The organism is Streptomyces abikoensis (assembly GCF_014648775.1).
GTDB lineage: Bacteria > Actinomycetota > Actinomycetes > Streptomycetales > Streptomycetaceae > Streptomyces > Streptomyces abikoensis.
The window spans coordinates 739,297-762,110 of sequence record NZ_BMRT01000001.1 but is presented as its reverse complement, the minus strand read 5'-3'; the positions used below and the strand labels follow the sequence as shown (position 1 = coordinate 762,110).

Annotated in this window: 19 protein-coding genes and 2 pseudogenes; 10 read left to right on the top strand and 11 right to left on the bottom strand. The window is 71.3% G+C overall.

Annotated elements, in window-relative coordinates; genetic code table 11:
- Positions 1–8 precede the first annotated feature (8 nt).
- The 9 genes from IE096_RS03325 to IE096_RS03285 form a co-directional block, all read right to left on the bottom strand.
- Entirely contained in the window at positions 9–1,160 is a 1,152-nt protein-coding gene (locus IE096_RS03325; RefSeq protein ID WP_189448176.1) for a DegT/DnrJ/EryC1/StrS family aminotransferase, read from the bottom strand.
- A complete protein-coding gene (locus IE096_RS03320) occupies positions 1,157–2,098 on the bottom strand; it encodes an NAD-dependent epimerase/dehydratase family protein (RefSeq protein WP_189448174.1) in 942 nt (313 codons plus the stop codon). The genes IE096_RS03325 and IE096_RS03320 overlap by 4 nt, the downstream gene beginning before the upstream one ends.
- The gene (locus tag IE096_RS03315) at positions 2,098–3,069 is read right to left on the bottom strand and encodes a 4Fe-4S cluster-binding domain-containing protein (RefSeq protein WP_189448171.1); all 972 of its coding nucleotides are present in this window, start codon (positions 3,067–3,069) and stop codon (positions 2,098–2,100) included. The genes IE096_RS03320 and IE096_RS03315 overlap by 1 nt, the downstream gene beginning before the upstream one ends.
- A complete protein-coding gene (locus IE096_RS03310) occupies positions 3,066–3,980 on the bottom strand; it encodes a glycosyltransferase family 2 protein (protein ID WP_189448169.1) in 915 nt (304 codons plus the stop codon). Before IE096_RS03310 ends, IE096_RS03315 begins: the two co-directional genes overlap by 4 nt.
- Positions 3,977–4,972 (bottom strand): GHMP family kinase ATP-binding protein, encoded by a 996-nt coding sequence (locus IE096_RS03305; RefSeq protein ID WP_189448166.1) that lies wholly within the window; start codon positions 4,970–4,972, stop codon positions 3,977–3,979. The genes IE096_RS03310 and IE096_RS03305 overlap by 4 nt, the downstream gene beginning before the upstream one ends.
- Positions 4,965–6,227, bottom strand: coding sequence for a 2-deoxy-scyllo-inosose synthase (locus tag IE096_RS03300; RefSeq protein ID WP_189448164.1), 1,263 nt, complete (start codon positions 6,225–6,227; stop codon positions 4,965–4,967). The genes IE096_RS03305 and IE096_RS03300 overlap by 8 nt, the downstream gene beginning before the upstream one ends.
- 5 nt (positions 6,228–6,232) lie before the next feature.
- Positions 6,233–7,081, bottom strand: a complete 849-nt coding sequence (locus tag IE096_RS03295) for a DNA methyltransferase (protein WP_189448162.1) — start codon at positions 7,079–7,081, stop codon at positions 6,233–6,235.
- Positions 7,082–7,149: 68 nt separating this feature from the next.
- Positions 7,150–8,394 (bottom strand): DegT/DnrJ/EryC1/StrS family aminotransferase, encoded by a 1,245-nt coding sequence (locus tag IE096_RS03290; RefSeq protein ID WP_189448160.1) that lies wholly within the window; start codon positions 8,392–8,394, stop codon positions 7,150–7,152.
- 363 nt (positions 8,395–8,757) lie between these two features.
- Positions 8,758–9,639 (bottom strand): peptidoglycan-binding protein, encoded by an 882-nt coding sequence (locus IE096_RS03285; protein WP_189448158.1) that lies wholly within the window; start codon positions 9,637–9,639, stop codon positions 8,758–8,760.
- A 215-nt stretch (positions 9,640–9,854) separates the two neighbouring features.
- Between IE096_RS03285 and IE096_RS03280 the strand changes: the two genes are divergently transcribed.
- Genes IE096_RS03280 through IE096_RS03270 form a run of 3 tightly spaced genes read left to right on the top strand, consistent with a single transcriptional unit; the run spans position 9,855 to position 12,778 of the window.
- Positions 9,855–10,745, top strand: coding sequence for a CAP domain-containing protein (locus IE096_RS03280; RefSeq protein ID WP_189448156.1), 891 nt, complete (start codon positions 9,855–9,857; stop codon positions 10,743–10,745).
- Between the two features lie 31 nt (positions 10,746–10,776).
- Entirely contained in the window at positions 10,777–11,688 is a 912-nt protein-coding gene (locus tag IE096_RS03275; RefSeq protein WP_189448155.1) for a peptidoglycan-binding domain-containing protein, read from the top strand.
- Between the two features lie 40 nt (positions 11,689–11,728).
- Positions 11,729–12,778: a basic secretory protein-like protein gene (locus IE096_RS03270; RefSeq protein WP_189448153.1), complete on the top strand. Its 1,050-nt coding sequence runs from the start codon at positions 11,729–11,731 to the stop codon at positions 12,776–12,778.
- A 44-nt stretch (positions 12,779–12,822) separates the two neighbouring features.
- Here IE096_RS03270 and IE096_RS03265 read toward each other — a convergent pair whose 3' ends face one another.
- Positions 12,823–13,308 carry a hypothetical protein gene (locus IE096_RS03265; RefSeq protein ID WP_189448151.1) on the bottom strand — a complete coding sequence of 162 codons (486 nt, stop codon included), beginning with the start codon at positions 13,306–13,308 and terminating at the stop codon, positions 12,823–12,825.
- 42 nt (positions 13,309–13,350) lie between these two features.
- On the opposite strand from IE096_RS03265, the gene IE096_RS03260 reads away from it, so the two are divergent.
- The 4 genes and pseudogenes from IE096_RS03260 to IE096_RS03245 all read left to right on the top strand — a co-directional run bounded on the left by IE096_RS03260 (position 13,351) and on the right by IE096_RS03245 (position 17,585).
- Positions 13,351–14,070 carry a response regulator transcription factor gene (locus tag IE096_RS03260; protein ID WP_189448149.1) on the top strand — a complete coding sequence of 240 codons (720 nt, stop codon included), beginning with the start codon at positions 13,351–13,353 and terminating at the stop codon, positions 14,068–14,070.
- Positions 14,067–15,489: pseudogene (locus IE096_RS03255) on the top strand (HAMP domain-containing sensor histidine kinase). The gene IE096_RS03260 and the pseudogene IE096_RS03255 overlap by 4 nt, the downstream one beginning before the upstream one ends.
- Positions 15,490–16,122: 633 nt before the next feature.
- Positions 16,123–16,776, top strand: a pseudogene (locus IE096_RS03250) (creatininase family protein).
- A 125-nt stretch (positions 16,777–16,901) separates the two neighbouring features.
- Positions 16,902–17,585 carry a hypothetical protein gene (locus IE096_RS03245; protein ID WP_189448146.1) on the top strand — a complete coding sequence of 228 codons (684 nt, stop codon included), beginning with the start codon at positions 16,902–16,904 and terminating at the stop codon, positions 17,583–17,585.
- Between the two features lie 695 nt (positions 17,586–18,280).
- Here IE096_RS03245 and IE096_RS03240 read toward each other — a convergent pair.
- On the bottom strand, positions 18,281–18,658 hold the full coding sequence (locus tag IE096_RS03240) for a hypothetical protein (protein ID WP_189448145.1): 378 nt from the start codon (positions 18,656–18,658) through the stop codon (positions 18,281–18,283).
- A 433-nt stretch (positions 18,659–19,091) separates the two neighbouring features.
- Here IE096_RS03240 and IE096_RS31750 point away from each other — a divergent pair, with 433 nt between their 5' ends.
- The 3 genes from IE096_RS31750 (at position 19,092) to IE096_RS03225 (ending at position 22,811) form a co-directional block, all read left to right on the top strand.
- Positions 19,092–19,214 carry a hypothetical protein gene (locus IE096_RS31750; RefSeq protein ID WP_268248274.1) on the top strand — a complete coding sequence of 41 codons (123 nt, stop codon included), beginning with the start codon at positions 19,092–19,094 and terminating at the stop codon, positions 19,212–19,214.
- Positions 19,215–19,468: 254 nt separating this feature from the next.
- Entirely contained in the window at positions 19,469–20,422 is a 954-nt protein-coding gene (locus IE096_RS03230) for a lytic polysaccharide monooxygenase auxiliary activity family 9 protein (RefSeq protein WP_189448142.1), read from the top strand.
- 169 nt (positions 20,423–20,591) lie between these two features.
- Positions 20,592–22,811: an NADP-dependent isocitrate dehydrogenase gene (locus IE096_RS03225; RefSeq protein ID WP_189448140.1), complete on the top strand. Its 2,220-nt coding sequence runs from the start codon at positions 20,592–20,594 to the stop codon at positions 22,809–22,811.
- Positions 22,812–22,814 lie beyond the last annotated feature (3 nt).

Below are 22,814 nucleotides of genomic sequence, written 5' to 3'. Positions count from 1 at the left end.
CCTTTCCGTCAGTGCCTCGGGGGCAGGGTCACGTCCTCCTCGGCGAGGGCCTTGTCGAGGGCGCGCAGCACGGTGTCGGTGTCGTCGTCGCTCATGCGGGTGTGGAGGGGCAGGCAGATGTGCCGGGCGCACAGGTCCGCGGCCACGGGGTGCTCCCCGGGCGGGAACCGGCCCTCGAACACCGGCTGGGCGTCCAGCGGCATCTCGTAGATCTCCCCGCCGAGTTGCACCCCGGCGTCCCGCATCCGCTCCCGCAGCCGCTGCCGGTTCACGCCGGGGTCCAGGACGACGACGTACTTGTACCAGCTCGCCGGCGAGTGCCCGGGCAGCAGCGGGCGGACGCCGCGCATCCCGGCCAGGCCGTCGGTGTAGCGCCGGGCGAGCCGGTCGCGGACGGCCAGGAACGCGTCCAGGCGACGGAGCTGGGTGCGGCCGACGGCGGCGTGGAGCTCGCTCATCCGCGCGTTCTCGCCGAGCACGGTGTGGATGCTGCGCCAGGGTTCGGGCTTGCCCAGGTTGCGGTACAGACGGACGAGCCGGGCGAGTTCGTCGTCGTCGGTGGTGACCATGCCGCCCTCGGCGGAGGTGATGACCTTGGTGGCGAAGAAGGAGAACGCCCCGGCCGCGCCGAACGTCCCGGCGTGGCGCCCGTCCAGGCGGCTGCCGTGGGCGTGGGCGCAGTCCTCGAACAGCCACAGCCCGCGCCGGGCGCACCAGTCGGCGATGTCCTGGACGTCCGGGGTGACGATGCCGCCCATGTGGACGATCAGGACGCCCGTGGTGGCGTCGGTGACGGCCTGTTCCAGCTCGCGGACGCCGGGCGCGAGGGTGGCGGCGTCCACGTCGGTGAGCCGCACCCGCAGCCCGGCGAGCAGGGGCGCGGCGGCCGTCGAGTAGAAGGAGTTGGCCGGTACGAGCACCTCGCCGCCGGCCTCGCCGGCCAGCGCCCGCAGCCCGCAGACCAGCGCGGCCGTGCCGGAGGCGACGGCGACCGCGTGCCGGGCGCCGGTGCAGGCCGCCATCTCCGCCTCGAAGGCCTCGACCTGCGCGCCCTGGGTGAGCTGCCCGGTCTCCAGGCCGGTGCGCACGGCGGCGAGCACCTCGGCGATGTCCTCGGCCGGGAAGTCGGGCTTGACGGGCACCACCCGCGCCTCGGTCATCGGCCGCTCACCTCCGCCGTGCCGCTGCGGTCGGTGCGGTGCTCCAGCTCCATGCGCAGCCCCTCGTCGATGGTGATCCTGGGGACCCAGCCGAGCTGGGCGCGGGCCTTGGCGGTGGAGACGAATCGCTGGGAGTAGACCAGCTCACCGCGCCGGGTGGGCTCCTCGCGGTAGGTGATGGGCACCCCGCCGAACAGCGCGGAGACCCGCTCGGCGAGCTCCCCGGTGGTGAGGATCTCGGGCCCCTCCAGGTTGTAGACCTGGTTGGCGGCGACGGGCGCCGTGGCCCGGTGGAAGGCGTCGGCGAGGTCGTGGACGTGGAGGAACGCGCGGCGCTCGGTGCCGTCGCCGAAGACGGTCAGCTCCCGGCCCTCGGCCGCCGCGCGCAGGAACGCGGAGACGACGAGGCCGGGCCACATGCCGGGGCCGTAGATCGGGCTGTAGCGCAGGACGGTGGAGGCGAGGCCGTGCAGCCGGGCGTAGTCGCGGGCCAGCAGCTCCTTGGCGATCATCGATGTGGTGTAGAAGTGGCCCGCGCCCGTGGGCAGGAACGGTTCGTCCTCGTCGATGGCCTCGATCCGCATGGCGTTGTACACCCAGCAGCTGCCCGCGAGGACGACGCGGGAGACACCGGAGGCGGCCGAGGCGTCGAGCACCGCGGTGGTGCCGGTGACGTTGACGTCCATCGCGGTCACCGGGTCGGCCAGCACGGCGCGGGCGTCGGCGACGCCCGCCAGGTGCAGGACCACGTCCGGCCGCCAGGAGGCGAACAGGTCGGTCAGCTCCCGCCGCGCGGTGACGCTCAGCGCCGCGCCCGGGAACGGGTCGTCGGGCGTCCACCGCGTGTCGACGACGAGGACCTCGTGGCCCTCCTCGTGGAAGCGACGGGCCACGTGGCGGCCGATGAATCCGGAGCCGCCGGTCACCAGAGCGCGCATCAGGTCCCCTCGGGGGTGTGGTGGGTGGTGGAGGCGGAGGCCGGGCCCGCGGCGGTCCCGCTCAGCCGGGAGCGCCATTCCGTCGCGCTGTCCACGGCGCAGCCGTCGTCCGCGTCGGGGGTGCGGTCCAGCAGCTCCAGGAACGCGCGGTCGGTGAGGTCCTCGGTGGGGTGCCGCTGCGGCAGCCGGAAGTCGCGCCGGGTGCGCTGCTCGTGCGGCATCAGCCGCCCGGCGCTGCCCAGGCAGTTGCGGCAGGCCCGCAGGGGCTCGGGCGACCGGAGGTAGGCCAGCAGCCGGTCCGCGAACCCCGGGTCGTCCGTGATCTCCAGCGCGTCCTCCCACGGGTCCGCGACGTCGTCCAGGACCCGGGGGAGGAACACGGACTGCGGGCACTTGAAGAAGTGGCCCTCGAACACGGTGTGGCAGCGCCACACGTGCGCGATCTGGCACGTCGAGTAGATCCGCCGCACCAGCCGCTCGTCGCCGGTGCCGAACTCCGAGTAGGAGTAGCGGAAGTGCGAGTAGTGGAGGAGGGTCAGGGTGACCCCGTGGTCCGCCGCGAGCTCGCGGATCCGGGCCATCTTCTCCTCGGGGATCTCCTTGCCGGGGTAGACGGAGATCTCCACCTCGTCCACCGCCGCCCAGAAGTCCTCGCGCATGCGCGGCAGCAGCACGCCGTTGGTGCACACGACGATGCGCGGCGCGATGCCGCTGGCGCGCACCGAGCCCAGGATGGTGACGAGCTCCCGGTGGAGCAGGGGCTCACCGCCGAGGACCTTCACGAACTGGGCCCGGAAGGACTTCGCCAGCAGGGACAGGTCGTGGGCCGCCGTCTCGGGCGCGACGAAGGACCTGGTGAAGACCGGGGAGAGGTGGCTGCATGAGGCGCAGCCGAGGTTGCAGTGGTGGGCGACGTTGAGCTCGCACCCCTCGGGGGTGACCACCCTTCCGTTCTCGATGTGATACGTCATCGGACCGCCTCGGGTTCCCCGGAGTCCCGCCAGGAGAAGGTCGGGTCGAAGGGGAGGGAGAAGTTGTTGGAGTAGCCGCCGAGGTAGTAGCGCAAGGTGGCCTTTCCCGTGCAGGACACCGGCTCGGCGCGGGCGCGGAGGTCCATGGCGAGCTTGTCGTCCTCGCCGATGGACTCGGCCTCGTCGTGGGCGTCGTAGACGTCCCGGAAGGGCACCTCCAGGAGCAGCTCGCGGGCCAGCAGCCACTCGCCGGTGTCGACGGAGACGACCGGATCCTCCGTGCCCGGCGGGTCGAGCCGGTCCCGCCGCACACAGGTGCCGGGGGACACGACGCCCTTGGCGCGCATCCGCGCCCACTGGGCGCGGCCCTCCGCCGGGTCGCGGGCCCAGGGCTCGCGCGGCTCCAGGTAGGGGCTGCCGTCGGCGTTGAGCATTCGCAGGTGGGAGTGGACCGCGCGGTGGCCGGTCCGCCCGGCGCACTCCAGCAGGCTGCTGAGGTGGTCCGGTTCCCATTCGTTGTCGTCGTCGAGGAAGCCGATCCAGGGGGCGCGGCTCGCGCGGACGGCCATGTTGCGCAGCCGTGCCGAGCGTCCCGGCCCGGAGACGTCACCGGGGCCGCGCCCGGCCAGCAGCCAGCGGACGTTGGCGGGCAGCGGCTCGCGGGAGCGCAGGAACGTATAGGTCTCGTGGCAGTCGTCGATCACGACGAGGTGCCGGAAGGGGGCGTCGAGGTCCTGCCGCTGGACGCTGCGCAGGGCGCGCTCCAGCAGGTGGGGCCGGTTTCGGGTGAGGGTGACGACGGTGACCAGCACGGCTGGATCGCCCTTCGCTCGGTGTGCGTTCGTGTGGCCGATGGGGGCGGTGGGAGCGGTGGTGTGGTGGTGGGCGCGGTTGGTGGTGGCGTGGTTCACAGGGGCAGGGCGACGGCCCGGGAGCCGTGCTCGGTGAAGCGGAAGCGCAGTTCCACAAGGCCCGCGCCGGTCATGGCCCGGCGCACCGCCTGCCGCCGGCCGGGGGTGCAGACGAGCAGCAGGAACCCGCCGCCGCCGGACCCCAGCAGCTTCCCGCCGGCGGCGCCGGCCGCCAGCGCCCGGTCGTGGAGGCCCTGGAGCCAGGGGCTGCTGACGCGCGTGCCGAGCCGTGACTTCAGCCGCCAGTGCTCCTCGACGAGGGGGCCGACGCCGTCGAGGTCGCCCTTGCGCAGGCAGTCGGCCATGTCGTCGGCGATGCGCCGGATCGCGTGGAGGCGCTCCAGCGCGTCGCCGTGGCCCGCCAGGGTACGGCGGTTCTGCTCGGAGAGGATGTCCCCGGCGTCGCGGCTGATGCCGGTGTAGAAGAGCAGCAGCCGCTCCTCCAGCTCGGCGCGCACGCCCGGGTCGAGGTCGAGGCGTTCGGTCTCCACCTGCCCGGAGGGGGCGAAGCGGAGCAGCCGGACGCCGCCGTGGGCCGCCATGTAGTGGTCCTGTTTGCCGACGGCCCGGCCCAGGTCCTCGATCTCGATCCGGCTCGCCGTCTCCGCGAGCGCGTCCGCCTCCGGGGCGTGCGGGTGGGAGGCGGCGTGGAGCACGGAGACGGCCAGGGCGGCCGAGCCGCCCAGCCCGCTGCCGCTGGGCACGTCGCCGAAGACCGTGACCTGGCGGTCGCGGAGCAGCCCCGCGCGCGTCAGGCAGGCCCGCAGCATGGGGTCGGGGTGCCGCGCCGCCTCCGCCACGGTCTCGCAGGAGTCCGTGGCGGTGCGCAGCCGGCCCCGGAACTCCCGGGGGTGGACGGTGACGCCGACGTAGCGGTCGATGGCACAGGCGATCACCAGTCCGCCGTGGCGGGCGGAGTAGCTGGGGATGTCGGTGCCGCCGCCCGCCAGGGAGATCCGCAGGGGGGCGCGGGCCGTGACGATCTCAGCCATGGGCATCGTGCCCCCGGCCGTGGCCCCCGCCGCACTCGCGGCCCCGGCGCAGCAGCTCGTCCACGGCGGCCCGGACCTCCCGGCGGGGGACGGGGGTGAGGTAGTGCTGGCCGAGGCCGAGCGGGACGCCCAGCGCGCCCAGCAGCACCATCGGCACGTCCGAGGAGGTGTGGGCCTCGTAGCCGCGCTTGTTGTCGAAGCCGATGTGGTGCATCACCGTGTCCGTGTCCAGCCCGGCGGTCAGGCAGCGGCACACGCCGACGCGCTCGATGAGCTCCTCGTGCGTGGCGACGGCGTCCGCGCCCAGCGCGCCGAGCCGGTGGGCGACGTCGGCCGCGACGGCCATGCCGAGGGCCACCGCCTCGCCGTGCTTGACGGGGACGGCCCCCGAGCCGGGCGCGGCGCTGGCCAGTTCGAGGGCGTGGCCGACGGTGTGGCCGTACTCCAGCAGCACGCCCGAGTACTTCTCGTGGGGGTCCTCCAGCAGCAGCCGGCTCTTGACCGCCAGGCTCAGCTCGAAGATCTCCTCCAGGTCGGCGGCCGTGTAGTCGGCCCGGGGGCGCAGCAGCCGGCGCAGCGTGGGGATCTGGCCGGGGTCGATGGCGAGCGCGTTCTTGACGGTCTCGCAGGTGCCCGACCGCATGTCGCGCGGGGACCCCATGGCCACCACGCCGAAGTCGACGACGATCAGCTCGGGCGGGTGGTACAGCCCGACGGTGTTCTTGGCGTGCGCGGTGTTGACGGCCTGCTTCGCCGAGATCACCGAGTCGCAGGCGGCGATGACGGTGGTGGGGACGTGGACGAGCCGGATGCCCCGGAAGAGCAGCCCGGCCAGCAGCCCGGCGATGTTGCCGGGGATGCCGCCGCCGACGGCCACCACGACGGAGCGGCGGGTGACCTTGAAGTCCAGGGCGAGGTCGATGAACCGGGAGAGCGTGGCGAGGTTCTTGTGCGCCTCGCCGGGCGGATGGGAGAGCAGCAGGGCGGGCGCGGTCTGCTCGACGACCCCCGCGAGCTTGCTCGCCACCACGCCCTGGACGGTGTCGTCGGTGACGAACACGAAGCGGTCCGCGTCCAGTCCGGTGAGCGCCTGGGCCACGTCGTCGAGGCAGTCGTGCCCGAGCAGCACCCGGACGCGCCGGTCCCCGAGGGAGAAGTGCCGTTCGGTCAGGGGCGGAGGGGAGCCGTGGGAGTCGTGGGGGCCATGAGGGTCGCGGGGGTCGGCCGGGGCCGGGGGAGGGAGCTGGGAGTCCATCACCATCACCTTCGTAAAGCGTCGATGCGCCGCTCGGCGATCCCGGTCGCCTCGTCCGAGAAGTCGTTGCACGCCCAGGCGCGGCCGGTGGCCTCGGCGGCCAGGGCCGTGGCCCCGGTCCCGGCGAAGGGGTCGACGACGAGTTCGCCCTCCCGGGTGAGCAGGCGGATGAAGTACTCGGGCAGCGCCACCGGGAAGCGCTCGGCGTGGGCCCGTTCCCGCTCGCCGGACGGATCGCCGGACGCGTCGGCGGGGCCGGGGCGACTGTCGGGGGCCGGGTCGTCGGCCGCGGAGTCGCCCAGGACGAGGAAGTTGCCGTACGCCCGGGTGAGGTGGTTCTGGAAGCCGCGCACCCCCCGGACGTCCACCGGTACGTCGGGTGTCCCGGCCAGCCAGAACCACGTGCTCACACAGTCGTCGAGGCGCTCCCGGCGCCGGTCGGACCACTCCACGTCGGTGTCCAGGAAGCCGGGGTTGTACCAGTAGAACTCCTGGAGCAGGTGCCAGTCGCCGCCGGCGAGCAGGCCGGCGATCGCGGAGAAGTTCTGCACGGTGCGCACCGGGGCGTCCTTGGCCCAGCAGCAGCCCAGCTCCAGTACGAGACTGCCGTCCGGCCGGAGCACCCGGGCGATCTCCGCCACGAACGGGTCGAGCCACTTGGCGAAGCCGGGGCTGGTGGGGTCGGTGGAGGAGGGCGTGAAGGGGCCGGTGAACCAGGGGGAGGTGACCACCAGCTGGGCGGTGGCGTCGGGCAGGGTGCGCAGGAAGTCGACGGCGTCGCCCTGGGTGAGGGTGCCGCTGCCGGTCGCCGTCACCGTGCGCACGGCGGCGCCCGGCGCTGTACGGGAGTTCATGGCGTGCCCTTTCTACGTGGGGCTGCTGCGTGGGGCGGGGCTGCCGGGGAGGCGGACCTCGCGCGGCGTCAGACGACGCCGAGCCGGGTCCGGGCCGTCTCCAGCGCCGCGGCCACGAGCTCCATGCGCTCCGGTGGGGCGAGGAACATCCAGTGCGGGAGGACGACGGCGTTCTCCCCCGCGGTCTCGGCGACGGGCAGCGCGAACCGCGCCGGGTCCAGCTCCCGGGCCCGCCGGGGGTCGGCCCCGGACCTGACCCAGCCGGAACTGAGCGGCTGGTAGAGGTCGTTGCGGTTCAGCGCCGAGTCGACGGGCTCGATGTGCGCCCCGAGCTGCTGGGAGAGCAGCGCGGCGACCTTGTGCTTGGCCCCGTGGCCGAACACCTCGGGACGCAGCCGGACACAGAACTGGTAGGCGGCCTCGGCGGTCAGCGAGGCGGGCCGGACGAGGGGGTACACGCCCTCGATGTCCTTGATCAGCTCCTCCAGTCGCCGCATGGAGGCCCTGCGCCGGTCGTTCTCCTCGTCGAGCCGGCCGAGCCCGTCCAGCGCGACGGCCGCGTTGAACTCGCTCATGCAGTAGTTGTACCCCTGCACGCCGGGCAGCTCCTCCAGCTCCAGCTCGCCGGGCGGGGTGCCCGTCCGGTGCCGGCGGCCGTCGGCCCGTTTGCGGTAGAGGCGGGAGTGGATCTCCGGGTCGGAGGTGACCGCGACGCCTCCCTCGCCGGAGGTGAGGAGCTTGGTCTGCTGGAGGCTGAACGCCGCCGCGTCACCGAAGCTCCCCAGGCGACGCCCGTCCCAGGTGGCGCCGTGCACGTGGGAGCAGTCCTCCAGCAGCGCCAGGCCGTGCCGGCGGGTCAGCTCCCCCATGGCGTCGAGGTCCACGGCCGACCCGTACAGGTGCACCGCCATGACCACCTTGGTCCTGGGGGTGAGCGCCGCCTCGGCCGCCGCGACGGACATGCACAGGGTGTCCGGATCGACGTCGACGAGCACGGGGGTCGCGCCGACGCGCAGGACGGAGGAGGCGCAGGCCACCCAGGTGATGCCGGGGACGAGCACCTCGTCGCCGGGGCCGACGTCCAGCGCCTCCAGGGCGACGGTGAGCGCCGCCGAGCCGTTGCAGGTGGGGACCGCGTGGGCGGCGCCGAGGTACTCGGCGAAGGCCCGGGCGAAGGACTCCTCGAACGACCGCTCGCCGGTGTAGGCGCCGCTGACCGTCCAGCGGCCCGACCGCAGCGCCGCGAGCAGGCGCTCCTCGGTCTGCGGGGTGTACCTGGGCCACGCGGGCCATGAGTGGGTGTGTGTCTTCAAGCTGCCGGACCTCCGTGTTCACCGGGCCACGAGCGTGGGGAGTGGGCCGAACGCCAACGGTGTCGCGCGCACGCCGGTCCGCTGAAGCGGAACGGGATTATTGAGAAGCGTACGCATGTGCGTGTGGCAGGCGTCAACGACCAGTGGGCGGTTGGCGCATTGACTCGCCTCGGCTCCGATGGCCCCGGGACGTGCGGGAAGCTTGATTGTCCTGCGTATGGTTGAGGGCGGGGACAGTTGACGCTTGTCTCAACTGGACCACTGTGATTGGACCTTGACCGGAATTGCGCACCGGTGCCGGTGACCCGGCGGGGCGCCGCGGCGGGCGGGGCGTCGCCTCGCGGCGATGCCCCGCCCCGCGGTTCAGCGGCCGTACTCCTCGGACAGCCGGGCCAGCTGCCGGGGGCCCGGGATGCCGTCCGCGTCGGCCCCCGTGTCACCGATCATCCGCTGGTAGCGGCGCACCGACTCGGTGTCGGCCTCCGTCCACTCCGGGCCCGGCCCCACCCGGTAGGCGCCGCAGCCGGCCCGCACCAGCATCTCTCCCAGGCGGGTGATGTGCTCGCCGCTGCTCCCCGGGCCGTAGGCCAGGCCGTCGATCACGACCTGGCGGGGGTCGGTGGCGGTCGGCTCCTGCTGTTCCTCTTCCCGGTCCTGCTGTTCCTCTGCCCGGCCCTCCTCCCGGGGTGCGGGGGTGGCGCCGCCGGCCGGGATGTCGGACTCGTCGGCCTGCTCGCCGAAGTGGACGATGCCGGGGCGCCCCTTCCAGTCGGGGTCGGCCACGACGGCTCCCTCGGGGAACTCCGGGACGCCGTACCCGTAGACGTAGGAGGACTTGCGCGGCCGGGTCTTGAGGTAGACGCCGTCGCCCTCGGCCGAGCCGGAGTCGTTGGTGTTGCCCTCGATGGTGGTGATCTCGTCGTCGGTGTAGCCGATGCAGATGCCGGTGTGGTTGCCGCCGCCGGGGCCGAAGAAGACCACACTGCCGACGGCCGGGTACTCGCTCCAGCGGCCGCGCTCCTGGAACCACTCCACACCCGCCGGGCACCACGCGTAGCGCGGCACTATGTCGCCGTTCCCGCTGCGGTCCGCGACCCAGCTCACGAACATGCCGCACCACGCCTCTTCGTTCATGCCGTACCAGCGGCCGAACTTGTTGTCGTTGTCCCAGTGCCCGTCGGAAAAGCCCTCCTGGTATCCGATCTCTTCCCGGGCGACGCTGATGAATTCCCTGGCTCCGGCCATGGTTTATCTCTCCTGGAATCGGTGAATGCTTGCCGACATGCCCTGACGTGGGGTGACGGCCGTTGATCACCATGCCACACAAAAAATCGACGACTCATGAACGCGCCGTCGAACATTCTCCTATTGCCTGTCGATCGGCCGTTGATCCGCCCTCGGCAACATGAGCGGAGCAGAAACGGAATTCACCGCGACAAAGATCGGTTGGCACAGAGAAAATGTCTCCGCAGAACGGTCAGATATACGTCCTCCGCTCGGCGACCGGCGTGGTCGCCGACGTCGACCACAGCAACACGGCGCCGGGCACGAGGATCCAGGGCTGGTCGCCCAATGGCTCCCGCGCCCAGAGCTGGGTCTTCTGGGCCAAGGCCGACGACTCGTGGCTGCTGGAGACGGGCCTGACGCAGGGCACCCACGGCCCCGGCGAGGCGATGGTCCTCGACTACGACTTCTCCAACTGGCGGGCCCACCTGGTCAAGGAGCACGGGCAGGCCAACCAGCTGTGGCGGCTGGAGGACGCCGGCGACGGCTACGTACGCCTCAAGAGCCTGCGCACGGAGGGCGGCGACGCCTACCTGACCGCCGACGGCGCCGGCCGCTTCCTGGGCGTGTGGAAGTCCGACCCCGGCAGCGACGCACAACGGTGGCGGCTGGAGAGCGTCTCGTCCTCCGGCCAGGGCGGGCAGACCGGCGGGCAGCCGCAGCCGCAGCCCCAGCCGCAGCCCGGCGGTGGCGGTTCCGCGGTCGAGCTGATGCTGAGCCTGGTCAACCAGGAGCGGGCGAGGGCGGGCGTGCCCCCGCTGCGGCTCGACGACCGGCTGTCCCTGGCGGCTCAGCGGCACTCGGAGGACCAGGCGCGCAACAACTTCCTCGGGCACAACGGCTCGAACGGCAGTAGTTTCTTCGACCGCTTCCGGGAGGCGGGCGTCCAGAACCTCTTCGGCGGAGCCGAGAACGCGGCGCCCGTGACGGATGTGCGCCAGGCCATGGACATGCTCATGAAGAGCGAAGGCCACCGCAACAACATCCTGGGCCGGGGATACAGCCGCTTCGGCGCCGGCTTCGCCCCCGGCAACGGCGGCCGCTGGACCCAGGCCTTCGCCAACTGACGCACCCGCGAGCACGAGGAGCACACCCCCCATGGGCATCACCTGGATCCCCGGTGCCGAACGCCTGGGCGACGGCGACATCGGCGGCGACATGGACACCCCCGACGAGCCGGCCCGCGTCGTCTGGCACACCACCGAAAGCGGCGCGGGCGACGCGGAGTTCGACTCCACGGCCGACTACCTGATCGAGATCGGCGCCGAGCCGCACCTGCTCTACGACCCCACGACCGACCGCCTCGGCCAGTTCGGCCCGCTGGACCTGAGCGCCCGCGCCCTGCGCAACGACGGCGACGACCGCACCAACCGCACGGGCCGCGTCTGCGTCCAGGTCGAGGTGCTGGCCCGGGCGGGCGAGCCCTTCACCGGCTACTGGCAGCCGGGCCCGAACTTCGCCGCGCTGCTGGAAGCCGTCCGCTCCTGGGGCGTCCCGGACGTCTGGCCGGCGGGCGACCTCGCCTCCGACGGCTCGGAGGCCACCAGCCGCGACAGCGACACCTGGCACGACGAGGGCGGCCACTACGGGCACGCCAACGTCCCCGGCAACGACCACTGGGACCCGGGCGCCATCTCGCAGTCCGGGCTCCTGGCCGCCGGTTCGGGCGAGGCCCCAGTCGCGCGCGACGACGCCGACGACGCCGATGACGCCACCGACGTCCCCGACGTCAGCCTCGCGAACGTGATCGCCGCCGCCGGGACCGACCCCGACGCCCCGCAGGGCGCGACCACCCACCGCGAGGACGTCCTCGTCGTCGAGCGCGCCCTGTGCGCGGAGGGCCTGCTGGCCACCGAGTGGCTGGACGGCTCCTTCGGCACCAGCACGCGGGACGCGTACGCCCAGTGGCAGAGCCGCTGCGGCTACGAGGGCGACGACGCCGACGGCGTCCCGGGCCGGACCACGCTCGAGAAGCTGGGCGCGGAGCACGGCTTCCGCGTCACCGACTGAACCCCCACCGACCCCCCCCATCATCGAAAGGCACGGAAGCATGCCCGCCACACCGCAGAACGGCCAGGAGTTCACGCTCCGGTCCGGCAACGGCCTGACCGTCGACGTCAACTCCAGCCAGATCACCACCGGCAACCGCGTCCAGGGCTGGAAGCCCAACGGCTCCAAGGCCCAGAGCTGGGTCTTCTGGGCCAAGGAGAACGGCTCGTGGCTGCTGGAGACCGCCCTGACCCGGGGCGCCCACGCCCCCGGCCACGGCATGGCGCTCGACTACAACTTCAGCGCCGGGGTCACCCACCTGTTCCCCGAGCACGGCGACGCCAACCAGCGCTGGCTCTTCGAGGACGCCGGCGACGGCTCCTACCGCGTCAAGACCGCGCGCGGCAACGAGGGCGACCGCTATCTGACGGCCATCGGCGAGGGCATCGCGCTGGGGCTGCGGAGCCCGGACGGGCGGGACCCGGGGCAGCGCTGGGAACTGGTGCCCGTCGGCACCTCCCGGCCGCAGCCCCAGCCGGGCCAGGGCGTGCGGATCACCCTGGACGCCGGGCAGGCCCCCGACCTGGCCGGCTGGCTGGAGGAGCGGAAGCCGGTCCTGGAGGCGTGGTTCCCCAAGACGGTCGCGCTGATCATAGGCGACGCCCACGCGGCCCCCGCCGGGTACCGGATCGTGTTCGACCGGTCCAACACCGGGGTCGCCTACGCCATGGGCGACATGGTCAGCGTCAACCCGGACTACGTCCGCCGCAACCCGGGCGACACGGGCTTCCTGATCCACGAGCAGGTCCACATCATCCAGCAGAACCGCGTCCTCCCGGGGCACTTCGTGGAGGGCGTCGCCGACTGGGTGCGCAACTACCACTTCGAGAACGGCGGACTCGCCTCCGTCGGGTCGTCCGACAAGTACACCGACGCCTACCGGACGACGGCGTACTTCCTCGACCACGTCGCCACGCGCTACGACGGCGACATCGTGCGCAAGCTGAACGTCGCCGGGCACGACGGCTCGTACGACGGCGACGACCAGTGGTGGCGCGCCCGCACCGGGAAGACCGCCCAGCAGCTGTGGGACGAGATCCCCAAGCGCTGAGGCCTCCCCGCGCCCCGTAAGGGGCGCGGGGCACCGTGGAGCGCTCAGTTCTCGACCGTGCGGACCAGCGGAGGGTGGCCGTTCCAGGTGACGAAGAGCGAGCTGGCGCGCGGGCCGGCCGTGAAGTCGACGCGGATCCAGCCGTCCTGCTTCCACACCCGCATCCGCCAGCCCTCGTCCGGGGCGGCGGAGACCAGCGTCGCCGAGGTCTCCCCGAGGGCGAACACCGCCCGGCCGCCCCGCACCGGAAAGCTCCGCACCGCGCCGCCGGTGGGGGAGGCCGCGACGGGCGGAGGGACGGGCGGGGACGGGGCCGGCGGGGACGGCGAGGGCCGAACGGCCGAGGCGGCCGGCGGGAGCGGCGGGAGCGGCGGGAGCGACGGGGGCGGGGTGGGATCCGGGGCCGGGAGGGCGCGGGGCGGCTCGTGGGCCGTGTCCGTCAGCACCGTGCGGACCCCGTACCAGGACAGCGCCATGGCGACCGCCGTCGCCAGCGCCCACGCCAGGATGTGCAGGATGCCTCGCCTCATCCGGCTCATGCTGCCTCACCCGAATGGCGTACGGTGCGGCCCATGGCAAGACTGCTCGTCGTCGAGGACGATCCGTTCGTGCGCTCCGCGCTCATCCGCCAGTTGACCGAGGCCGCGCACACCGTGCGCAGCGTGGGCACGGCCCTGGAGGCGTTGCGGGAGGTGGCGCAGGTCGGCTTCGACGCCGTCGTCCTCGACCTCGGACTGCCGGACCTCGACGGGGCGCAGGCGCTGAAGATGCTGCGCGGCATCACCGACGTGCCGGTCATCGTGGCCACCGCGCGGGACGACGAGGCCGAGATCGTCCGCCTGCTCAACGACGGCGCCGACGACTACCTCGTCAAGCCCTTCTCCGGCGCCCATCTGACGGCCCGGATCACCGCCGTGCTGCGCCGGGCGGGCGGCGGCGGTGGCGGCGGGGCGGGCGAGCCCGAGCCGCCGAGGGTGCTGCGGGTGGGCGGGCTGACGGTCGACCCGTTACGGCGCCACGCCGAACTCGACGGCGTCGTACTCGACCTGACCCGGCGGGAGTTCGACCTGCTGGCCTACCTCGCCGGCCGGCCGGGCGTCGTCGTACCCCGCAAGGAGCTGCTCGCCGAGGTGTGGCAGCAGTCCTACGGTGACGACCAGACCATCGACGTGCACCTGTCCTGGCTGCGGCGCAAACTGGGCGAGACCGCCGCCCGGCCGCGCTACCTGCGCACCGTCCGGGGCGTCGGGGTGAAGCTGGAGGCGCCGCCGGCGGCCGTGGAGCGCGCGTGAGATGGGCGCTGATCCGGGTCTCGCTCGCCGTCACCGTGATGGTGGTGCTCGCCTTCGCCGTGCCGCTCGGGCTGGTGGTCAGGGAGCTCGCGCGTGACCGGGCGTTCGCCGACGCCGAGCGCCGCGCCGCCCAGATCCGGCCCGCGCTCGCCATCACCACCGACCGCGGCCAGCTCGAACGGGCGGTCGCCAGCTCGCAGGCCGGGGGAGAGGGCCGGCTGGCCGTCCACGTCCCCGGCGGTACCACCGGCACCGGGGCCCGTGAGGCGTACCGCATAGGCCGCGGCCGCGCCGCCGCGCGCGACGTGGAGACGGCCCGCGGCGGCCGGTCCGCCGTCGCGCCGGTGCCCGGCGGCTATGTCCTGCTCCAGCCGACGGCCCTCGCGGCGGGCGAGTTCGCGGTGGTGGAGGTGTACGTGCCGCACGAGGCGGTGGGCGCCGGTGTCACCGGCTCCTGGCTGATCCTCGCCGGGGTGGGCCTCGGCCTGGTCGTCGGCTCGGTCGCCGTGGCCGACCGGCTCGGGACGCGCCTGGTGCGCCCGGCCGAGCGGCTCGCCGAGGCGGCCGGCGCGCTCGGGGAGGGGCGGCTGGAGGTGCGCGTCCGCGAGGACGGCCCCGCCGAACTGCGGGCCGCCGCCGCGTCGTTCAATTCCATGGCAGACAAGATCGAACGGCTCCTGGAGGACGAACGGGAACTGGCCGCCGAGGGAACTGGCCGCCGACCTTTCCCACCGGCTGCGCACTCCGCTCACCGTCCTCCGCCTCAACGCCGCCTCGCTCGGCGACGGCCCGGCCGCCGAACAGACCCGCTCCGCCGTCGCCCAGCTGGAACGCGAGGTCGACCAGCTGATCCGCACGGCCCGGGCGCGGGGCGAGCGGCAGGCGCGGCCCGCGCCCGGCTGCGACGCCTGCGAGGTGATCCGCGACCGGATGGCCTTCTGGTCCGCGCTCGCCGAGGACGAGGGCCGCACGGTACGGCTCGCCGGCGCGGGCGCGACGGCCCGGGTCCCGGTGCCCCGCCCCGAACTCGTCGCCGCGCTCGACGCGTTGCTCGGCAACGTCTTCCGGCACACCCCCGAGGGCACCGCCTTCGCGGTCGACGTCCACCACGGCGAGGACGCCGTGATCGTGCTCGTCTCCGACGCCGGCCCGGGCATCGCCGACCCCGGCGCCGCCCTCCGCCGGGGCCACGGCGCGGGCGGCCCCGGCTCCACCGGCCTCGGCCTGGACATCGTCCGCCGCGTCGCCGAGTCGACCGGCGGGGACATCCGCATCGGCCGCTCGGTACTCGGCGGCACGGAGGTCCGCATGTGGCTCGCCCTGCACGACGGCCACCCCCGCCGCTCGGCCCGCCGCCGGCGGCGGGGCCGTGGCGCGCGGCCTGAGCGCCGTCTCAGGGGCGCCTTAAGGCGAGCATAAGAGCCATCGAACGGCGTTTGCGCAGTTCAGAGGCACACCTCGGCAAGCTCCCCCATCGAGTTCAGGCAGTCGTTCTCCGGGCGCTCGCCAACGCACACTCACTGCTTGGCCATGCCGAGGAGTGCGCGCGCACGCTGGACAGGGCTCGGGCCGCGGCCGAACGCGGCATCAACGACGACGACCGATTCGCGATGTACTGCACCCCTTCGTACATCAAAATGGAAGTAGCCACATGTAGCGTCCGACTCCACGATCCGGCAGCAGCCATCCGTCTCTTCGAGGACATCCTGCAGCGCTGGCTTGCCGAACAGGAACGCAACCGAGGGCTCTGCCTCGCGCGCCTGGCCACGGCCCACGCTGTGTCGGAGACGTCGAGAGCGCGTACGAGAGGGCACGGCAGGCCGTCGACATCGCCCAGGCCACGGGCTCGGCACGTATCAGGGACGAACTGTTTCGGCTTCAAACACACCTTGCGCCCTGGCGGAAGCTGGTGGAGATTGCGGAACTGAACCAGATCTTGGGCACCATGAAAGGTACCTAAGGCCGAAGAGCAAGGGAGTCCCGTGAACCTGCTGCCGACGACCACCACCACCGACGTCCAGGAGTAAGCCCCCGCGGGTCGCCGTCCTCCCCATCGGGTCGTTCGAGCAACACGGCAGGTACCTACCACTGATCACGGACACCGCGATCGCATCGTTCATCGTCCGCGAGTTGGCCGCCGCCTACCCGGTGCTCGCGCTGCCCCCCATCACCATCTCGTGCAGCCACGAGCACGGCACGTGGCCCGGATCGGTGAGCATCAGCGCGCGGCCCCTGTACTCGATGGTCGAGGACATCCGTCTCTCACTGGAACGGTCAGGAATACGGAAGCTGGTCATCGTCAACGGGCACGGCGGGAACTACGTGCTGTCCAACATCGTGCAAGAGGCCAACGTCACCGAAGCCCGAATGTCACTCTTTCCCTTGGGAGGAGAGTGGCGCCGAGGCCGTCAACGGGCCGGCCTGGTTTCTGACGCGCACAGCGACATGCATGCGGGCGAGATCTAGACGTCCATCCTGCTGCACGCCGAACCAGACCTGGTCCGAGCGGTATACAAGAGCGCAGACCATGATGGCGGAGAACGCCGATTCCTCCTCACTATGGGAATGGCCGGGTACACCGAGAGCGGCGTAATTGGCTTCCCTTCACATGCCACGGCCGAGAAGGGCAAGGCCGTCTTGGCCAGCCTCGTTGAGGATTTCGCCGAACATCTGGCCGTCCTGGGCGCCCAGGAACAAAATGGCTAAAAATAGGCGTCTGGGCTGGTCCGAGACCGTCTCGGAATTTCTAGGGCGGCGATCTCCGAACCGATACGCCTGCAATTTTTGGCCAATCGAGGTCGACACGGGCACACATGAGGCAATATGAAACCGTGACAGAAGAAGAGCCCCCGCCCCACGAGCAGCATAATCATGGGGATGGAACATTCATCGGCCGTGACCACTATGGCGACATCAACTTTGAAATGATCGACGCCGGAACCAAGGGCCTACTGGAGGACATATCTAAGGTTTCCCCCAAACTAGCTAATCTACTGGCCGAGGCCCTGCAGGATGGGATCATTTCCCCTGACGTAGCCGAGGCCCTTGACAGGTCGGCCCGAAATATCAATGAAGATGTCGCGCATGCACTTTGGGACGCGGGGCGCAACATCAATGAGGACGTCGCCTTCTCGCTCACACATGCAAGCGAGAATATCAACCCACAAGTCGCCAACAAGATATCGGCCGCCGCAGAAATTCTCAGCCTGGCGATGACACGCCTCGACATCGACGAGCTACACAGAACCATCCATCGATTCGAATCATTCGGGGAAACTTTGATCGCAGCGACAACCGCAATAGACCGTCTACAGTACAGTCATGGACCATTGGACCGCATAGATACAATATCGAATACTCTAAGCGATGCTGCCGATCGGATTGAGCGAACAATAAAGCCGCCCCCACCAAAGCTCATCATTGACCGAGAGGCGGTCGTCAAAGCCTTTTTCTGGGGAGTGGCAGTAGGGGCTTTGCTCGCCTTCTTCCTGATGACAAAAATTAAGGGCAGTTAACCTTAACCCTGCAACTGAGGTGCGTCAGGTGGATCCCTTACATGCGGCAGCACGTGCCTCGCGGGCGGCCGCATGAGCCACGTCACCAGCGCGGTGGGCTCTGGAAGAGATGATATCGCCAAGCGGGCACCAACCGAATATCAGCGCAACGACGGAGGCTGCAGCCGCAACTCCTCCACTTATCCTCGCCAACACGCGAGCACAGATGGCGTTCACCCTTGCTGCGAGGCGCCAGCGGGGCACGTTCGACACAGCTGAGTCAGCTGCGGACCGCGCCCACTCAGCAAGGATCTCGGTTAGACAGGCAAGGGCATAGCCCACGCAAGCTATAAACGCGACACCCGAGCCGCAGATCCAGATGGCTCGGGTAGTGAGAGAAAGCGGCGGCCCCTCACCGCCAAGGAGTCGCTCACCCTGAATTCGCCGCTGCGCAACGCGCGCAAAAACGTAAGCGAGAAATATCGTGAACATAAACCGGAAGCGAGGAGTTTCCTCCTCAACATTACGGCCTTCGGCATATGATGACCGCTGCGTAGCTCTTTCTTTCTGTGACGACAGGCCAACAGGACTGCGCCCCGAGCGGACGAAGACATTACGCACATGGGTGACCACATTGCCAACCAAATCCCGGCCAATGAATATGCCAGACCCTTCGTTTCGCTGCTCAGTAGGCGGCTGATCCGAGGGGCCTGCCGTCACTGCGCCGAACCGCCATGGTTGATCGTAAGGTCGCCTACATGGTCACGGCCAATGAAGATGCCGCTCCCCGTGTTGTGCTGGTAATAGGTGGTGGCTTTGAAGTCGGCGGCAACGGCCTTAACTTCCGGTATTGCGTCAGGGTGAGCCACGAGGTAGGCAGCGATGCGAGTAGCCAAGGCCTCGATCCTCTCGCCCTCAGTAAGCCCTGCCTCTTGCTCCACGACCGCGAGGGCAGCCGCCTGCTCTTCGGAGGTACCGTGACGAAACAGCGCAACGATCCGCGCACGGAGCGCGTGGGCGCCCCCACTAACTCCTGCCGCCACGAGGGTGCCTGCAGCACCAGTCGCCACTGTCATGATCTCGGCCTCGTACATGTGAGCCCTTCCCCTGACCGCTGATTGGTCACTTATGCAGAGAACCTACCTTCGACGCCTACCCTTCTGAAGCAATTTGCCGATCTGCATCGTGCTACAGCCACCTCCTGCCGGGCTCCCCGGGGAGCCCGGCAGCCACGGCCATACGCGTGAGTAGCGCGTGGAGTGCAAGCATCATGCGATCTTCAGGGACGTCCCTCCTGGTCAAGGGCCTGCCCGCTGGGTAGCAACGCACGGCCTCCGGAGCCGTGTGCGCTCGCGTGCCGCTGGCTCGCCCGCCGTGCGCCTTCCGCTGTCCTTCCGTCGGAGGCAGGTTGGGTACCTACGCCCGTTATCGAGACGAGGCGCATCGGAGGGGAGGTTGATGGCAGTGGCTGGGCAGAAGTGTGGAGCCCGGACCAAGACGACCGGCAGGCCATGCGAGGGGACGGTTGTGAAGGGGACTTCGCGCTGTCGTAAGCACCAGGGGGAGTGGTCGGCGCTGGGCGTCCTCGACCGGCGGGAGAGGGAGCTCAAGGAGGCCAAGCGGAAGCAGGCCAAGTCCCGTAAGAAGTGACCTGGTCCGGCTTCCCGGGGAGCCAAACGGGGAGCCAATCAGGGCGTCCGACTGCGGACGGGCATGGACCGAGGCGGACAGCGGTGCCGCTCGGACGCAGGTGAGCTGGCGGGTTTCTGCTTCCCTTCCTGAGCCTGCGGTTAGCCCGTGCTTAAGAGGGCCATAAGGATCGGTCGTCGCCGCCTCTGCGGGGCATTTACGCAGGCCGGCGCGGCTAGCGTGCGGGGCGTTCCGCTTCACGAAGGAGACCCCCCATGCATGTTCGTCGTACGACCGCGCGCCGTGCCGCACGGGTCGGTGTGCTCGCCGCCGGGCCGCTCGCGCTCTCGCTCCTGGCCGTCGGCCCGGCCGACGCCCACGGTTCGATGTCGGACCCGGTGAGCCGGGTGGCGGCCTGTTTCGCGGAAGGGCCCGAGCATCCGCGCTCGGCCGCGTGCAAGGCGCTGGTGGCGGCCGGCGGTACCCAGCCGCTGTACGACTGGAACGAGGTCAACATCGGCACCGCCGCCGGCCGGCACCGGCAGATCATTCCCGACGGCAAACTGTGCAGCGCCGGGCGCGCCAAGTACCGGGGGCTGGACCTGCCGCGCGCGGACTGGCCCGGGACGCGGCTCGCGCCCGGCGCGCACACGTTCCGCTACCGGGCGACCGCGCCCCACCGCGGCACGTTCGAGCTGTACATCACGAAGGACGGGTACGACCCGAAGAAGCCGCTGAAGTGGTCGGACCTGGAGGCGAAGCCGTTCGCCAAGGTCACCGACCCCACGCTGCGGAACGGCAGCTACGTCTTCGACGGGAAGCTGCCGAAGCGGTCGGGCCGCCATCTGATCTACAGCGTCTGGCAGCGCTCGGACAGCCCCGAGGCGTTCTACACGTGCTCCGACGTGGACTTCGGCCGGTCCGCGAACGCGAAGACGCCCCTCGCCGCCGCCCCCGGCGAGCAGCAGATCGCCGCCGACGCCCACAAGTCGACGGTCTCCCACGCCGGGCACGCCGAGCACGCCGGGCACGTGGCCGCCGCTGGGGACGCCGCGCACGCGTCGGCGGGCGGCGGGAACGCTCCCGCCGCCCAGGGCGGGCAGCTCGCCGAGACCGGCGGTGACGACCGCACCGCCCTGATGGCCCTGGCGGGCGCCGGCACCCTGGCGGCCGGCGGCACCGCGATCGTCCTGGCCGCGCGCCGCCGGCAGGCCCGCGACCGGGCCTGACCTCCCGCGCGGCGGGCCGGCGGCGTACCGCCGGGGTGGGCATCGGTGCCGCCCCGGCGGTACGCCGCGTCCCGTCCCGGTGCTCCGGGGACGGGGTCCTGTCGAAGAGACGCCCGGTACGAGATATCTTGATGTCAAGCAATGTTATAGACGTGGAGCGGAGCACCCGGTGACTGACTCGACCATCATCTATACCCACACCGACGAGGCCCCGGCCCTGGCGACGCACTCCTTCCTGCCCGTGGTCAAGGCCTACGCCGCACAGGCCGGGGTCACTGTGGAGACCCGTGACATCTCCCTGGCGGGCCGGATCATCGCCGGGTTCCCCGAGTACCTCGAGGAGGGCCAGCGCGTCGCCGACGCCCTCGCCGAGCTCGGCGAGCTCGCCAAGACGCCCGGCGCCAACATCATCAAGCTGCCGAACATCTCGGCCTCGATCCCGCAGCTGAAGGCCGCGATCGCCGAGCTCCAGGAGCAGGGCTACGCGCTGCCGGACTACCCGGACGACCCGAAGACCGACGAGGAGCGCGACATCCGCGCCCGCTACGACAAGGTCAAGGGCAGCGCCGTCAACCCGGTCCTGCGCGAGGGCAACTCCGACCGGCGCGCCCCCGCCTCGGTGAAGAACTACGCCAAGACCCACCCGCACCGCATGGGCGCCTGGTCCGCCGAGTCCAAGACGAACGTCGCCACCATGGACGCCGACGACTTCCGCTCCACCGAGAAGTCCGCGATCATCGCCGAGGACGGTGCCCTGCGCATCGAGCTCGCGGGTGACGACGGCTCCACCACCGTCCTGCGCGAGTCCGTGCCGGTGCTCGCCGGCGAGGTCGTCGACGCGTCCGTCATGCGCGTCGGCGCGCTGCGCGAGTTCCTCACCGCCCAGGTCGCCCGCGCCAAGGCCGAGGGCGTGCTGTTCTCGGTGCACCTCAAGGCCACGATGATGAAGGTCTCCGACCCGATCGTCTTCGGCCACGTGGTCCGCGCCTTCTTCCCGAAGACCTTCGCCGCGCACGGCGGCACCCTGGCCGCGGCCGGCCTCACCCCGAACGACGGCCTCGGCGGCATCTTCAAGGGCCTGGAGTCGCTGCCCGAGGGCGACGCGATCAAGGCGTCCTTCGAGGCCGAGCTCGCCGAGGGCCCGGCCCTGGCGATGGTCGACTCCGACCGTGGCATCACCAACCTCCACGTCCCCAGCGACGTCATCGTCGACGCCTCCATGCCGGCCATGATCCGCACCTCCGGCCACATGTGGGGCCCGGACGGCCAGGAGGCGGACACCCTCGCCGTGCTGCCCGACAGCAGCTACGCGGGCGTCTACCAGGCCGTCATCGAGGACTGCCGCGCCCACGGCGCCTTCGACCCGGCCACGATGGGCAGCGTGCCCAACGTCGGCCTGATGGCCCAGAAGGCCGAGGAGTACGGCAGCCACGACAAGACCTTCGAGATCCCGGTCACCGGCACCGTCCGCCTGGTCGACCAGGCCGGGAACGTCGTCCTGGAGCAGACCGTCTCCGCCGGCGACATCTTCCGCGCCTGCCAGACCAAGGACGCCCCGATCAAGGACTGGGTGAAGCTCGCCGTCACCCGCGCCCGCGCCACCGGCGACCCGGCCGTCTTCTGGCTCGACGCGACCCGCGCCCACGACGCCAACCTGATCGCCAAGGTCGAGCAGTACCTGCCCGAGCACGACACCGAGGGCCTGGACATCCGCGTCCTGTCCCCGGTCGAGGCCACCAAGCTGTCCGTCGAGCGCATCCGCCGCGGCGAGAACACCATCTCCGTCACCGGCAACGTGCTCCGCGACTACCTCACGGACCTCTTCCCGATCCTGGAGCTGGGCACCAGCGCCAAGATGCTGTCGGTCGTCCCGCTGATGGCGGGCGGCGGCCTCTTCGAGACGGGCGCCGGCGGCTCCGCCCCCAAGCACGTCCAGCAGCTGGTCAAGGAGAACTACCTGCGCTGGGACTCGCTCGGCGAGTTCTTCGCGCTGGTCCCCTCCCTGGAGCACTTCGCGAAGACCACGGGCAACCAGCGCGCCCAGGTCCTCGCCGACGCCCTCGACCGCGCCACGGCGACCTTCCTCAACGAGGACAAGTCCCCGACCCGTCGCGTCGGCGGCATCGACAACCGCGGCAGCCACTTCTACCTGGCCATGTACTGGGCCCAGGAGCTGGCCGCGCAGACCGACGACGCGGACCTGGCCAAGGCCTTCGCCCCGCTCGCCGAGACGCTCGCCGCGAACGAGCAGAAGATCGTCGACGAGCTGAACGCCGTCCAGGGGCAGCCGGCCGACATCGGCGGCTACTACCAGCCCGACGTGACCAAGGCCGCGGCCGTCATGCGCCCGTCCGCGACCTTCAACGAGGCCATCGCGACCCTGGCCTGACGC

Bases quoted from the DNA above. Each gene is read 5' to 3' on its own strand.
- IE096_RS03240 (WP_189448145.1), bottom strand. From the start codon at position 18,658: ATGTACGAGGCCGAGATCATGACAGTGGCGACTGGTGCTGCAGGCACC.
- IE096_RS03285 (WP_189448158.1), bottom strand. From the start codon at position 9,639: ATGGCCGGAGCCAGGGAATTCATCAGCGTCGCCCGGGAAGAGATCGGA.
- IE096_RS03320 (WP_189448174.1), bottom strand. From the start codon at position 2,098: ATGCGCGCTCTGGTGACCGGCGGCTCCGGATTCATCGGCCGCCACGTG.
- IE096_RS03265 (WP_189448151.1), bottom strand. From the start codon at position 13,308: ATGAGGCGAGGCATCCTGCACATCCTGGCGTGGGCGCTGGCGACGGCG.
- IE096_RS03270 (WP_189448153.1), top strand. From the start codon at position 11,729: ATGCCCGCCACACCGCAGAACGGCCAGGAGTTCACGCTCCGGTCCGGC.
- IE096_RS03325 (WP_189448176.1), bottom strand. From the start codon at position 1,160: ATGACCGAGGCGCGGGTGGTGCCCGTCAAGCCCGACTTCCCGGCCGAG.
- IE096_RS03280 (WP_189448156.1), top strand. From the start codon at position 9,855: ATGTCTCCGCAGAACGGTCAGATATACGTCCTCCGCTCGGCGACCGGC.
- IE096_RS03260 (WP_189448149.1), top strand. From the start codon at position 13,351: ATGGCAAGACTGCTCGTCGTCGAGGACGATCCGTTCGTGCGCTCCGCG.
- IE096_RS03275 (WP_189448155.1), top strand. From the start codon at position 10,777: ATGGGCATCACCTGGATCCCCGGTGCCGAACGCCTGGGCGACGGCGAC.
- IE096_RS03295 (WP_189448162.1), bottom strand. From the start codon at position 7,081: ATGAACTCCCGTACAGCGCCGGGCGCCGCCGTGCGCACGGTGACGGCG.
- IE096_RS03305 (WP_189448166.1), bottom strand. From the start codon at position 4,972: ATGGCTGAGATCGTCACGGCCCGCGCCCCCCTGCGGATCTCCCTGGCG.
- IE096_RS03315 (WP_189448171.1), bottom strand. From the start codon at position 3,069: ATGACGTATCACATCGAGAACGGAAGGGTGGTCACCCCCGAGGGGTGC.
- IE096_RS03300 (WP_189448164.1), bottom strand. From the start codon at position 6,227: ATGGACTCCCAGCTCCCTCCCCCGGCCCCGGCCGACCCCCGCGACCCT.
- IE096_RS03230 (WP_189448142.1), top strand. From the start codon at position 19,469: ATGCATGTTCGTCGTACGACCGCGCGCCGTGCCGCACGGGTCGGTGTG.